The sequence below is a fragment of the Bradyrhizobium sp. ORS 285 genome (assembly GCF_900176205.1).
Lineage (GTDB): Bacteria > Pseudomonadota > Alphaproteobacteria > Rhizobiales > Xanthobacteraceae > Bradyrhizobium.
On record NZ_LT859959.1, the window covers coordinates 3,252,279 to 3,265,825 of the forward strand.

General features: G+C 64.8%; 11 protein-coding genes. All 11 read left to right on the plus strand.

Annotated features, from left to right (window positions below; translation table 11 throughout):
- The first annotated feature begins 1 nt into the window (after nucleotide 1).
- The 11 genes from BRAD285_RS14620 to BRAD285_RS14670 all read left to right on the plus strand — a co-directional run bounded on the left by BRAD285_RS14620 (nucleotide 2) and on the right by BRAD285_RS14670 (nucleotide 13,547).
- Nucleotides 2-1,360, plus strand: coding sequence for a pyruvate dehydrogenase complex dihydrolipoamide acetyltransferase (locus BRAD285_RS14620; protein WP_006614385.1), 1,359 nt, complete (start codon nucleotides 2-4; stop codon nucleotides 1,358-1,360).
- A 160-nt stretch (nucleotides 1,361-1,520) separates the two neighbouring features.
- Nucleotides 1,521-2,942 carry a dihydrolipoyl dehydrogenase gene (lpdA, locus tag BRAD285_RS14625; RefSeq protein WP_006614384.1) on the plus strand — a complete coding sequence of 474 codons (1,422 nt, stop codon included), beginning with the start codon at nucleotides 1,521-1,523 and terminating at the stop codon, nucleotides 2,940-2,942.
- Nucleotides 2,943-3,259: 317 nt separating this feature from the next.
- Nucleotides 3,260-4,501: a threonine synthase gene (locus tag BRAD285_RS14630; protein ID WP_006614383.1), complete on the plus strand. Its 1,242-nt coding sequence runs from the start codon at nucleotides 3,260-3,262 to the stop codon at nucleotides 4,499-4,501.
- Nucleotides 4,502-4,704: 203 nt separating this feature from the next.
- Nucleotides 4,705-5,676, plus strand: coding sequence for a tripartite tricarboxylate transporter substrate binding protein BugD (locus BRAD285_RS14635; protein WP_006614382.1), 972 nt, complete (start codon nucleotides 4,705-4,707; stop codon nucleotides 5,674-5,676).
- 233 nt (nucleotides 5,677-5,909) lie between these two features.
- Nucleotides 5,910-7,634 (plus strand): dihydroxy-acid dehydratase, encoded by a 1,725-nt coding sequence (ilvD, locus tag BRAD285_RS14640; protein ID WP_006614381.1) that lies wholly within the window; start codon nucleotides 5,910-5,912, stop codon nucleotides 7,632-7,634.
- Complete coding sequence (locus BRAD285_RS14645; RefSeq protein ID WP_035648209.1) at nucleotides 7,621-8,454, plus strand: tetratricopeptide repeat protein; 834 nt, start codon at nucleotides 7,621-7,623, stop codon at nucleotides 8,452-8,454. The genes ilvD and BRAD285_RS14645 overlap by 14 nt, the downstream gene beginning before the upstream one ends.
- Before the next feature lie 41 nt (nucleotides 8,455-8,495).
- The gene (locus BRAD285_RS14650) at nucleotides 8,496-8,969 is read left to right on the plus strand and encodes a GNAT family N-acetyltransferase (protein WP_006614379.1); all 474 of its coding nucleotides are present in this window, start codon (nucleotides 8,496-8,498) and stop codon (nucleotides 8,967-8,969) included.
- A 201-nt stretch (nucleotides 8,970-9,170) separates the two neighbouring features.
- Nucleotides 9,171-10,220 (plus strand): substrate-binding domain-containing protein, encoded by a 1,050-nt coding sequence (locus BRAD285_RS14655; RefSeq protein ID WP_006614378.1) that lies wholly within the window; start codon nucleotides 9,171-9,173, stop codon nucleotides 10,218-10,220.
- Between the two features lie 100 nt (nucleotides 10,221-10,320).
- A complete protein-coding gene (locus BRAD285_RS14660) occupies nucleotides 10,321-11,559 on the plus strand; it encodes an ABC transporter substrate-binding protein (RefSeq protein ID WP_006614377.1) in 1,239 nt (412 codons plus the stop codon).
- Nucleotides 11,560-11,625: 66 nt separating this feature from the next.
- Entirely contained in the window at nucleotides 11,626-12,492 is an 867-nt protein-coding gene (locus tag BRAD285_RS14665; RefSeq protein WP_006614376.1) for a branched-chain amino acid ABC transporter permease, read from the plus strand.
- Nucleotides 12,492-13,547, plus strand: coding sequence for a branched-chain amino acid ABC transporter permease (locus tag BRAD285_RS14670; protein WP_006614375.1), 1,056 nt, complete (start codon nucleotides 12,492-12,494; stop codon nucleotides 13,545-13,547). The genes BRAD285_RS14665 and BRAD285_RS14670 overlap by 1 nt, the downstream gene beginning before the upstream one ends.

A 13,547-nucleotide genomic window follows, 5' to 3' on the forward strand; every position in this document is an offset into this window, starting at 1 on the left:
CATGCCGATCAACATTCTGATGCCCGCGCTGTCGCCGACGATGGAGAAGGGCAACCTCGCTCGTTGGCTCAAGAAGGAAGGCGACCAGGTCAAGTCGGGCGAGGTCATCGCCGAGATCGAGACCGACAAGGCCACGATGGAAGTCGAGGCGGTCGACGAAGGCACGCTCGCCAAGATCCTGGTGCCCGAGGGCACGCAGGACGTCCCGGTCAACGACGTGATCGCGGTGCTCGCCGGTGAGGGCGAGGACGTGAAGGCCGCGGGCGGCGCGCCGGCGGCCGCTGCGCCGGCGGCCGAAGCCAAGCCGACGGCGTCTGCGGCCCCCGCCGCTGCGCCAGCACCTGCTGCCGCGCCCGCGCCGAAGCCGGCTGCGGCTCCCGCGCCAGCCGCTCCTGCGGCTGCTGCCCCCCAGGTCAATGGTCACGAGCGCATCTTCTCGTCACCGCTGGCGCGGCGCCTTGCCAAGGATGCCGGCATCGATCTCGGCCGCATTACGGGCACCGGCCCGCATGGCCGCGTCGTCGCGCGCGACGTCGAGGAGGCCAAGTCTGGCAAGGGCCTGAAGGCCGCGCCGACGGCTGCTCCCGCTGCCGGGGGCGCGCCGGCCGTGGCGCCATCGATGTCGGACAAGCAGATCCTGGCGCTGTTCGAGCCGGGCTCCTACGAGGTCATCCCGCATGACGGCATGCGCCGTACCATCGCGCAGCGCCTCACCGCGGCGACGCAGACCGTTCCGCATTTCTATCTCACGATCGACTGCGACATCGGCAAGCTCTTGGCTGCGCGTGAGGAGATCAATGCGGCTGCGCCGAAGGACAAGGAGAAGAAGCCGCTCTACAAGCTCTCGGTGAACGACTTCGTCATCAAGGCGATGGCGGTGGCGCTGCAGAAGATCCCGAACTGCAACGTCAGCTGGACCGAAGGCGGCATGGTCAAGCACAAGCATTCCGACGTCGGCGTTGCCGTGGCGATGCCGGGCGGCCTGATCACCCCGATCATCCGCAAAGCCGAGACCAAGACGCTGTCGGCGATCTCGAACGAGATGAAGGACTTTGCCGCGCGCGCCCGCTCGCGCAAGCTGAAGCCGGAGGAATATCAGGGCGGCACCACCGCCGTGTCGAACCTCGGCATGTACGGCATCACGCACTTCACCGCGGTGATCAACCCGCCACATGCGACAATCCTTGCGGTCGGCACATCAGAGGAGCGACCCGTCGTGCGCAACGGCAAGATCGAGATCGCCAGCATGATGAGCGTGACCCTGTCGTGTGACCACCGCGCCATCGACGGCGCGCTCGGCGCCGAGCTGATCGGCGCCTTCAAGCAGCTGATCGAGAACCCCGTGATGATGATGGTGTGAGCCGCAAGGCTCATGCCCGTCATACCAATAGAACACTTGTAGGGTGGGCAAAGCGCAGCGTGCCCACCGACCACATCGCAAGCTCGTGAGACGGTGGGCACGGCGCTCCGCGCCTTTGCCCACCCTACGAGATGACAACTAAGTTGAGATCGGAGCCGTCATGGCCGACACATCCTTCGACGTCATCATCATCGGCTCCGGCCCGGGCGGCTACGTCACCGCGATCCGCGCCGCCCAGCTCGGCTTCAAGACCGCGATCATCGAGAAGACGCATCTCGGCGGCATCTGCTTGAACTGGGGCTGCATCCCGACCAAGGCGCTCTTACGCTCGGCCGAGATCTATCACTACATGCAGCATGCCAAGGATTATGGCCTGTCGGCGGAGAAGATCTCCTACGATCCGAAGGCGGTGGTGCAGCGCTCGCGCGGCGTCTCCAAGCGACTTGCCGACGGCGTCGGCTTCCTGATGAAGAAGAACAAGGTGCAGGTGATCTGGGGCCGCGCCAACATCGACGCGCCCGGCAAGATCACCGTGACGAAGTCCGACGTCGAGGCGCCGAAGGGCGCGCTGGGCGAGGGCACCTACCAGGCCAAGCACATCATCGTCGCCACCGGCGCGCGGCCGCGCGTGCTGCCGGGGATCGAGCCGGACAAGAAGCTGGTCTGGACCTATTTCGAGGCGATGGTGCCGGACAAGATGCCGAAGTCGCTGCTCGTGGTCGGCTCCGGCGCGATCGGCATCGAGTTCGCCTCGTTCTTCCGCACCATGGGCTCCGAGGTCACGGTGGTCGAGGTGCTGCCGCAGATCCTCCCCGTCGAGGACGCCGAGATCGCCGGCATCGCCCGCAAGCAGCTGGAGAAGCAGGGCTTGAAGATCATGACCGGCGCCAAGGTCACCAAGCTCGACAAGAAGAGCGACAGCGTGGTGGCGACGATCGACGACGGCAAGGGCAAGATCGAGACGACCGAGTTCGACCGCGTGATCTCGGCGGTCGGCGTCGTCGGTAACATCGAGAATCTCGGCCTGGAAAAGCTCGGCGTGAAGACCGACCGCGGCTGCATCGTGATCGACGGCTACGGCAAGACCAACGTGCCCGGCCTCTACGCGATCGGCGACGTCGCAGGTCCCCCGATGCTGGCGCACAAGGCCGAGCATGAGGGCGTGGTCTGCATCGAGGCGATCAAGGGCCTGCATCCGCATCCGATGGACAAGAGCCTCATTCCGGGCTGCACCTATTGCCACCCACAGGTCGCCTCCGTCGGCCTCACAGAAGCCAAGGCGAAAGAGCAGGGCCGCGACATCCGTGTCGGCCGCTTTCCCTTCGTCGGCAACGGCAAGGCGATCGCGCTCGGCGAGGACCAGGGCCTCGTCAAAGTGATCTTCGACAAGAAGACCGGACAGCTGATCGGCGCGCACATGGTCGGCGCCGAGGTCACCGAGCTGATCCAGGGCTATGTCGTCGCGATGAACCTCGAGACGACCGAGGAAGAGCTGATGCACACCATCTTCCCGCATCCGACCCTGTCGGAGATGATGAAGGAAGCCGTGCTCGACGCCTATGGTCGTGTGTTGAACATGTAGTCCCGCTCACCGCTCGTCATGCGCGGGCTTGACCCGCGCATCCATCGCGCTTCGGGAAGACTCTTGCGAAGGGGATGGATTGCCGGGTCAAGCCCGGCAATGACGGATGCGGCCAGAGGGGCTCAAACAGGAAGTGCTACGAATGAACTCCAGCAAGCTGCACGATAGAAACATTCGGCCCTAGATCCGCTCGTCATGCGCGGGCTTGACCCGCGCATCCATCCCGCTTCGGGAAGCTTTTGCGAAGAGGATGGATCGCCGGGTCAAGCCCGGCAATGACGGGTGTAACCAGAAGGGCTCAGCCAGAAAGTCCCGCCGTGAAATCCAGCGACAATCTCACCACCGAGCGCCCGAGCTTCGTCACGCATCTTGAATGCGCGATGGAGGGCGATCACTATCCGGCGGATCAGGTCCACAACCTCTCCAAGGCCGGCAAGCCGCTCTTGGTGCGCTACGATCTCGCGGGCGTGAAGCAGGCGCTGACCAAGGATGCGCTGGCGCAGCGCCCGGCCGACCTGTGGCGCTATCGCGAACTGCTGCCGGTGCGCAAGTGCCAGGACATCGTCAGCCTCGGCGAAGTCATGACGCCGCTGATCACACTGCCGAAGCTGTCGAAGAAGCTCGGCGGCGGCGAGATCATCGTCAAGGACGAGGGCCGGCTGCCGACCGGCTCGTTCAAGGCGCGCGGCCTGGTCATGGCGGTGTCGATGGGCAAGGCGTTCGGCATCACCCATATGGCGATGCCGACCAACGGCAATGCGGGTGCTGCGCTCGCGGCTTACGCGACGTCCTGCGGCATCAAGACCACGATCTTCTGCCCGGCGGATACGCCGGAGGTGAACGTCAGCGAGATCGAGCTGCAGGGCGCGACCGTCTACCGCGTCAACGGCCTCATCGACGATTGCGGCAAGATCGTCGGCGAGGGCAAGGCCAAGGTCGGCTGGTTCGACACCTCGACTCTGAAGGAGCCGTACCGCATCGAAGGCAAGAAGACGATGGGACTCGAACTGGCCGAGCAGCTCGGCTGGGACGTGCCCGACGTGATCTTCTATCCGACCGGCGGCGGCACCGGCCTGATCGGCATGTGGAAGGCGTTCGACGAGCTCGAGAAGATCGGCTTCATCGGCTCCAAGCGCCCGCGCATGGTCGCGGTGCAGGCCTCAGGCTGCGCCCCGATGGTGCGTGCGTATGAGCAGGGCGTCGAGCATGCGACGCGCTGGGAGGACGCTCATACGATCGCCTCGGGCATTCGCGTGCCGCAGGCCGTGGGGGATTTTCTCATCCTGCGCGCCGTCCGCGAGAGCAAAGGTTTCGCGATTGCCGTCGATGACGAGAAGATTTCTTCTGCGCTCAACGAGGTCTCGCGCGAGGAGGGCTTCCTGCTGTGTCCCGAGGGCGCCGCGACCTACGCCGCCTACAAGCAGAGCCTCGTTGACGGACGCGTCACCAAGACCGACCGCGTGATGCTGTTCAACTGCGCGACGGGACTCAAATATCCGCTGCCGCCGGTCACCCGCATGCTCGATCGTCACCAGCCGATCGACTACACTCAGTTCTAAAGCGTACTGTCAGCTCTATCTCCTCATCCTGAGGAGCCGCGTAGCGGCGTCTCGAAGGATGAGGCCGAGGTCATCGGGGCCTCATGGTTCGAGACGCGCCAAGTGGCGCTCCTCACCATGAGGAGAAATAGACTCTTTCAGCCGATCGTACGTACCAATCAGCAACGACGTGAGATCAACGCGTCTTGCATGGGAGGACGAAGATGCGACTGATCATGTCAACCGTGATGCTGGTGCTTTTTGCCCTCGCGGCAACCGCCCGAGCGGACAACTATCCCTCGCGCGCGATCACGGTCATTGTGCCATTCGCGGCCGGCGGACCGTCCGACGCGATGATGCGCATCCTTGCCGAGCATATGAAGCAGACGCTCGGCCAGCCGGTGCTGGTCGAGAACGTGACCGGCGCGGGCGGCTCGATCGGCGTCGGGCGCGCGGTGCGCTCCAGGGCCGACGGCTACACCGTCAGCTTCGGCCATCTCGGCACGCACGTCGCCAACGGCGCGGTGTATCGGCTCGGCTATGATCTCGTCGCCGATCTCGAGCCGGTCGTGCTGCTGCCGAGCAATCCGATGATCATCGTCAGCAAGAGCAACGTGCCGGCGAAATCATTGTCCGAATTGCTGGCCTGGCTGAAGGCGCAGCCCAACCCGGCATCCGCGGGCACGGCAGGCAACGGCTCGGGCAGCCATATCGCCGGGCTCTATTTCGAGCAGGTCACCGGCATCAAGCTGCAATACGTGCCCTATCGTGGCACGGGGCCTGCGATGAACGATCTCGTCGGCGGCCAGATCGATCTGATCGTTGACCAGACGTCGAACGCGATCAACCAGGTGCGTGCCGGCACGATCCGCGCCTACGCCGTCACCGACGCCAAGCGTCTCGACAGCGCACCGGAGATTCCGACGACGGACGAGGCCGGCCTTGCGGGCTTCCACATGACATTGTGGTCGGGTCTCTGGCTGCCCAAGGGAACGCCGAAGGAGATCGTCGAGACGCTCAATGCCGCAGCGGTCGACGCGCTTGACGATCCGGACGTGCAGAATCAATTGAAAAACCTGGGGTTGCAGATGACTCCCGGGGATCAGCGGACGGCTGCGGCGCTGGGAACCCTGCAACGGGCCGAAATCGCCAAATGGTGGCCGATGATCCGGGCGGCGGGGATCGTCCCGGAATAGCGGGGCGGTATCCCATGGTGCTGAATGGTGGCGCATTGGCCACGGATGTTGCGACGTCGCCACAGTTTACGAAGTTTTGGTAACAATCTCAGGCGCTCCGCAAACGCGCCGCTTTTTGGCCACACCTGGTCGTGAAATACTTTGATCAGAATAGTACCTGTGCGTGTGAGGTAGCCGAAAATCCACTTCTGGGATTTTAGCGTTCTCCACAGCGCCGGGAGGCCAGAACAGCGATGGACGCGAAGACCGACATCAAGCGCAGGCTGCCCAGCCGTCACGTGACGGAAGGGCCCGAGCGTGCGCCGCATCGGTCGTATCTCTACGCGATGGGCCTGACGACGGCTCAGATCCACCAGCCCTTCGTCGGCGTCGCCTCGTGCTGGAACGAGGCTGCGCCCTGCAACATCGCGCTGATGCGGCAGGCCCAGGCCGTGAAGAAAGGCGTCGCGCATGCCGGCGGCACGCCGCGCGAGTTCTGCACCATCACCGTGACGGACGGCATCGCGATGGGCCATGACGGCATGCGCTCGTCGCTGCCGTCGCGCGAGGCGATCGCCGACTCGGTCGAGCTGACGATCCGCGGCCATTCCTACGACGCGCTGGTTGGGCTGGCCGGCTGCGACAAATCGCTGCCGGGCATGATGATGGCGATGGTCCGGCTCAACGTACCCTCGATCTTCATCTACGGGGGCTCGATCCTGCCCGGCAATTTCCGCGGCCAGCAGGTCACGGTGCAGGACATGTTCGAGGCCGTCGGCAAGCACTCGGTGGGTGCGATGTCGGACGACGACCTGGATGAGCTCGAGCGCGTCGCCTGTCCGTCGGCCGGCGCCTGCGGCGCCCAGTTCACCGCCAACACGATGGCGACCGTGTCCGAGGCGATCGGGCTGGCGCTGCCGTACTCGGCCGGTGCTCCCGCACCTTACGAAATTCGTGATTCCTTCTGCATGACCGCCGGCGAGAAGGTCATGGAGCTGATCTCAGCCAACATCCGGCCGCGGGACATCGTGACGCGAGCCGCTCTCGAGAATGCCGCTGCGGTTGTGGCGGCCTCCGGCGGCTCGACCAATGCTGCGCTGCATCTGCCTGCGATCGCCCATGAGGCCGGCATCAAGTTCGACTTATTTGACGTCGCCGAAATCTTCAAAAAGACACCTTATATCGCGGATTTGAAGCCGGGTGGCCGCTATGTCGCCAAAGACATGTTCGAGGCTGGTGGCATTCCGCTCTTGATGAAGACGTTGCTCGACCATGGCTATTTGAACGGCGACTGCCTCACAGTCACCGGCCGGACGATCGCCGAAAACCTCAAAGGCGTGAAATGGAATCCGCACCAGGACGTGGTGAGGCCGGCTGATCAGCCGATCACTGCAACCGGAGGTGTTGTCGGTCTGAAAGGCAATCTCGCGCCAGAGGGCGCGATCGTGAAAGTCGCGGGCATGTCGAACTTGAAATTCACTGGGCCGGCCCGCTGCTTCGATCGGGAAGAGGATGCCTTTGAGGCCGTGCAGAAGCGGACCTATCGCGAGGGCGAGGTGATCGTCATTCGCTATGAGGGCCCGCGCGGCGGCCCGGGCATGCGGGAAATGCTGCAGACCACGGCGGCGCTGACCGGGCAGGGCATGGGCGGCAAGATCGCGCTCATCACCGATGGCCGGTTCTCCGGCGCGACGCGCGGCTTCTGCATCGGCCATATCGGACCGGAGGCGGCCGTCGGCGGGCCGATCGCCCTGGTCGAGGATGGCGACATCATCGAGATCGACGCCGAGGCAGGTATCCTTAACGTCAAGTTGAGCGATGCCGAGCTCGCGTCACGGAGAACCAAGTGGACGCCGCGTGAGACGCATCACACGTCGGGCGCACTTTGGAAATATGCCCAGCAGGTCGGGCCGGCCGTGGCGGGTGCCGTCACCCACCCAGGTGGTGCGCAAGAGAAGTATTGCTATGCGGACATCTGATCGGATCATTTTTGCATTGCTGCTGGGGGTTGCCCCGCTCGCGTTGCCGGCGTCGTCGTTCGCGTTCGATGGCGCTCCGGTCAACCAGGAGCCGGCGATCCCCGTGGCTGGACCGCAGGCCGGTGCGGGTGCGCTGCGTAAGGCTGTGCCCGCGACCACTGCTACGACCAATCCCACGCAGTCCCTGACTGCGCTGCAATATGCCGCGGAGGAAGGCCACCCGGTCGCGCAGTTCAAGCTCGGCCGGATGTATGCCGCCGGCGACGGCGTGGCGCGCGACGACATGCGCGCGTTCGACTATTTCAGCCGCATCGCCAATGCGCATGCCGAGGACAGCCCGTCGGCGCCGCAGGCCCAGATCGTGGCCAACGCCTTCGTGGCGCTCGGCCGCTACTACCTCTCGGGCATCCCGAACACGAAGGTGAAGCCGGATCCGGACCGCGCCCGCGAGATGTTCTCCTATGCGGCGTCCTATTTCGGCAATGCCGATGCCCAGTACGATCTGGCGCGGCTGTATCTGAAGACGGCGGACGCCTCGCGCGACGATTTCCGCTATGGTGCGCGCTGGCTCGGCCTTGCCGCGCAGAAGGGGCAGCATCAGGCCCAGGCCTTGCTTGGCCAGATGCTGTTCAATGGCGACCGTCTGCCGCGGCAGGCGGCGCGCGGCCTGATGTGGCTCACCCTGGCGCGTGACAGCGCCGGTCCGGACGAAGCCTGGATCAAGGAGAGCTACAACCGCGCCTTTGCCAAGGCCTCGGACGACGACCGCGCCACGGCGCTGCAGATGCTCGAGAGCTGGGTGCAGGGCAAGCGCGAGTAGCAGGGGGACGCATCGCGCTCCCTCTGCGAGAGGGGATTGCGATGATCATCCGGGATGCGACTCCTGACGACGCCGCGGCCGCCTGCGCCGTGTTGCGCGCCTCCATCATCGAATTGTGCGAGGCGGATCACCGCGGCAATCCGGAGATCCTCGGCCGCTGGCTGGCGAACAAGACACCGGAGATCGTTGCAGGCTGGGCCGACGGGCAGGGAAGGTCGTTGCTGGTGGCAGTCGAGGAGGAGACGATTCTCGCCGTCGGCGGGCTCGCTCATCCCAACGAGATCACCGTGAATTACGTCTCGCCGCAGGCCCGCTTCCGTGGGCTCAGCTCGGCCATGGTGGCTGTGCTGGAGCAGCGTGCCGCAGGCCTCGGCGCCCGTGAGATCGAGCTGCTGAGCACCGAGACGGCGCACCGATTCTATCTCGCCCGCGGCTATGTCGATGTCGGCACGCCCGCCGGCAAGTTCGGCGCCGCCGCGTCCTATCCGATGCGCAAGACCCTGCTCACCCGTTGAGTCGCGCATCCCGCGGACCGCTCTCGGAGGGGCCGTCGTGGCTGCCTAAGGATTGTGCTAGCGTGAGCTGATGTTTTGATCAGCATCGGGCGCGCCGCTCAAAATTGGCGACATCTCGTTCGCAAACCGCTGTCCAGAGCCCGAATCGCGCTTGGCACGATTCGTGAGTGCAAATGCCCTGCAGCAGCAGAGGCGGCACGTTTGCGCAGCGTTCGGATCGGACTGATCATTCCCCAGAGCGGCTCGGCAGGGTTGTGGGCGCCCTCTGCCGAAGCCTGTGGGCGGCTGGCCGTGACCGAGCTGAACCAGGCTGCGGGAATCCGCCGCAAGCCGGTGGAGCTCGCCGTCATCGACGGCGGCGCCACCGGCGCCAGCGCCGGGCAGGCGGCTGCGGAGGCGGTCGATGAGCTTGCGGTCGACGGCCTCATCGGCATGCTGCCGAGCTACGCGCGCGATCCGGTGGCACGTGCGGCGCGGGGCCGCGTGCCCTTTCTCTACACGCCGCAATTCGAGGGCCTATCGCCGGACAGCGATGTCATGACGACAGGCGAGACGGCCGATGAATTGCTGGCCCCCGCCATCCAGTGGCTGTCGGAGTGCAAGCGCGCCCGGCGCTTCTTCCTGTGCGGCAACAACTACATCTGGCCGCGCTCCTCGCTCGCCATCGCCAAGCGGATCATCGCCCGATTCGGCGGGACGGTGACCGGCGAGCACTACGTTCCGGTCGGCGCGCACGACTTCGACGAGATGATCGAGCGTATCAAGGCGACCCGCAGCGACGTCGTGCTGCCGGTGTTCCTCGGCTTCGACTGCATCGCCTTCAACCGCGCCTTCTGCGCCGCCGGCCTCAGCCGGCACGTGCTGCGGTTCTCCTCGGCCTTCGACGAGACCATCGTCTACGGCCTCGACAGCAGCGAGACCGAAAACGTCTACGTCGCCTCCAGCTATTTCGCCTCGCTGCGTTCGCGCAACAACGGCGCGTTCCTGGAACGCTACTACACGGCTTTTGGCGACAATCCGCCGCCGCCGAACGGCTATGGCGAGTCCTGCTACGAAGGCATCCACGCGCTCGCCGCACTGATCGAGCGGGCCGAGAGTTTCGATACGCGCGACATCAGGCGCGTGTTCGGGCGCACGCTGCAGGGCCGCACCGCGCGCGGCAACGAGGCACAGCCTGTCGTCGGCAGCCGCCATCCGATCCATCTCGCCGAGCTCGACGGCTACGATTTCGCCGTGGTCGCATCGCGCTAGAGCCGGCTGTGCGGCAAAAAACTACTTGCCATTTCAAATATTGTAATTTTAAACTTCACGCGGCTCATGAACCCGCATCACCAACCCATGGGGATCTCTGATGACTCTTTCTCGCCGTCGTTTCCTGCAGCGCTCGGCCGTCGCGACGTCGACCTTGATCGCCGCACCCGCAGTGTTCCGCTCGGGCGCGCTCGCGGCCGAGAACCCGATCACGGTCGGCAGCCTGCACGACCAGTCCGGTCCGATCGGCACCTCCGGCACGCCGATGGTCTATGCGCTGCAGCTGGCCGTTGAGGAGATCAACGCCGCGGGCGGCCTGCTCGGACGGCCGCTGAAGGTGATGCACTACGACACCCAGTCGAACATCCAGCTGTACTCGCAATATGCCCAGCAGCTGGCGGTGAAGGACAAGGTCGACGTCGTGCATGGCGGCATCACCTCGGCTTCGCGCGAGGCGATCCGCCCGACCTTCGACCGCTTCAAGGTGCTGTACTTCTACAACACGCTGTACGAAGGCGGCGTCTGCGACCGCAACACCTTCTGCACCGGCACCACGCCGGCCCAGACGGTCGAGAAGCTGGTGCCGAGCGCGATGAAGAAGGCGGGCAAGAAGGCCTACATCATCGCCGCCGACTACAATTACGGTCAGATCACCGCGAAGTGGATGACCAAATACTGCAAGGACAATGGCGGCGAGATTCTCTCGACTGACTTCTTCCCGCTCGATGTCACCAATTTCGGCTCGACCATCTCCAAGATCCAGGCGGCCAAGCCCGACCTCATCCTGTCGGCGCTGGTCGGCGGCAATCACACCGCGTTCTACCGGCAGTGGACCGCCGCCGGCATGAAGGGGAAGATCCCGATCGCCTCGACCACCTTCGGCCTGGTCAACGAGCCCTCGACGCTCGACGCCGCCGAAAGCGACGCGATCATCGGCGCCTACGGCTATTTCGAAGAGCTGACCACGCCGGCCTCCAAGAGCTTCGTCGAGAAGATCAAGAAGGCGCATCCGGACTCGCCCTATATCAGCGAGCTCGCCTCCTGCACCTATGAGGGCGTCATGCTCTGGGCCGAGGGCGTCAAGAAGGCCGGCAGCATCGACCGCATGAAGGTGATCGAGGCACTCGAAAGCGGCCTCGTCTTCGACGGTCCGAGCGGCAAGGTCTCGCTCGACAAGCCGACCCACCACACCGTCCGCAACGCGTTCCTCGCCGAGGTGAAGGATCGCAAATGGTCAGTGCTGGAAACCTACACCGACGCCAAGCCGGCGGACACCGCCAGCGTCTGCGACCTCGTCAAGAACCCCAACGACGTCAAGCAGTACATCATCAATCTCTGACGTGCTTCCGGGTCCCGCCGTCCGGCGGGGCCCGGTGTCCCTGGACTGCCCTGAAAGACCTGACGCATGGCGATCTACGTCATCCTCGCGCTCGACGTTCTCAACGGAATCTCCTCGCTGTTCCTGCTGTGCCTGGGACTGGCGATCATCTTCGGCATGATGAAGATCATCAATCTCGCCCATGGCGAGTTCATCATGTTAGGGGCCTATGCGACGGTGATCTCGGCCAACGCCGGGGTGAACATCTGGATCGCGATGCTGATCATCGCGCCCCTGTTCGTCGGCATCGTCGGACTCGTCATCGAGCGCTGCCTGATCCGCTTCCTCTACGGTCGGCTGGTGGATTCGATGCTTGCGACCTGGGGCCTGAGCCTGCTGATCATCGGCATCATCACCACGATCTACGGCAACACCCAGCAGGGCGTGCCGACGCCGCTCGGCGGCTTCTCGATCGGCTCCTATCAGTCGAGCTACTACACGCTGTTCCTCGCACTTATGGCCGCGGTGATGATGGCGATCATCTACGGCGTCATGCGCTACACCCGTTTCGGCCTGGTCGCCCGCGCCACGATGCAGAACCCCGCCATGGCCGCCACGCTCGGCGTCAACCCGGCCCGCGTCTACATGAGCACGTTCGCTCTCGGTGCCGCCGTCACCGGCCTTGCCGGGGGACTTCTCGCGCCGGTGTCCGGCATCACGCCGGTCATGGGCGGCGCCTATGTCGCCAAGGCCTTCATGACGGTGGTCGGCGGCGGCGCCGCGATCCTCTCCGGCACGCTCTCGGCGGCGAGCCTGTTCGGCTCGGTCAACCAGGTCGGCGCCTACTTCACCACGCCTGTGTACGGCGAGGTCATCGTCTTCACCACCGCGATCGTGCTGATCCGCTTGCTGCCGCAGGGCATCTCCGGGCGCTTCTTCAAGGGGAACCTGTGATGGACAAGCGCCTCCGCTTCGCTCTCCAGGCCGCGGGAACCGTCATTGCCATCGGCGTGATCGCGATCGTGCCGAGCGTGATCGAATTGTTCGGCCTGATGCAGTTGACCTTGTTTGCCGCGATGTCGGTGCTGGCGCTGAGCCTCGCCTTCATCTGGGGCTATGGCGGCATCCTGTCGTTCGGCCAGACCGCCTTCTTCGGCCTCGGCGGCTACGCCTACGCGATCGCGGCTGTGAATTTCCAGGATTCGACGCCGGCGATCCTGCTGGCGATCGTGGTGCCCGCGCTGTTCGCGGCCATCCTCGGCTACTTCATCTTCTTCGGCCGCATCTCCGACGTCTATCTCGGCGTCATCACGCTGACCGTCACCTTGATCCTGTTCAACTCGGTCAACTCGACCTCGGGCGACGCCTACAAGATCGGCAAGGCGCTGCTCGGCGGCTTCAACGGCATGCCGGCGGTGCCGACCTTCAACGTGCCGTTCGATCCGTCGACGGTGCTGTCGCCGGAGCAGTCGTGGTGGACGACCGCCTATGTGCTGCTCGGCGTGTTCCTGCTGCTGCGGCTGCTGCTGGCGCTGCCCGCGGGGCGCATCATCGTCGCTGTGCGCGAGAACGAAATTCGGGCCTCGCTGCTCGGCTACGACCCGCGTCTCGTGAAGTGCCTGACCTTCATTCTCGGCGGCGCCATCGCCGGTCTTGCCGGCGCGCTCTACGTCAATTGGGGTGCCTTCGTCAGCCCGACCATCTTCAGCCTGTCGCTATCGGCGGAGATCATCATCTGGATCACCGTCGGCGGGCTCGGCACCTTGCTCGGACCGATCATCGGCTGCGTCGTGATCGAATACATCGTCGCCTATATCGGCTCGCAACAGCTCCTCAACTCCAACCTCGTTCTCGGCGGTGTGCTGGTGGTGTTCGTGCTGCTGCTGCCGAAGGGCATCGTGCCGACCGCGCGTGATCTCGTGATGCGGCTGATCCCGGACAGGAAACCGAAAACCAACGGTCCGCCGGTCCCATCAGCGGCTGCGCCGCATCCTGCAGGAGCCGAATGA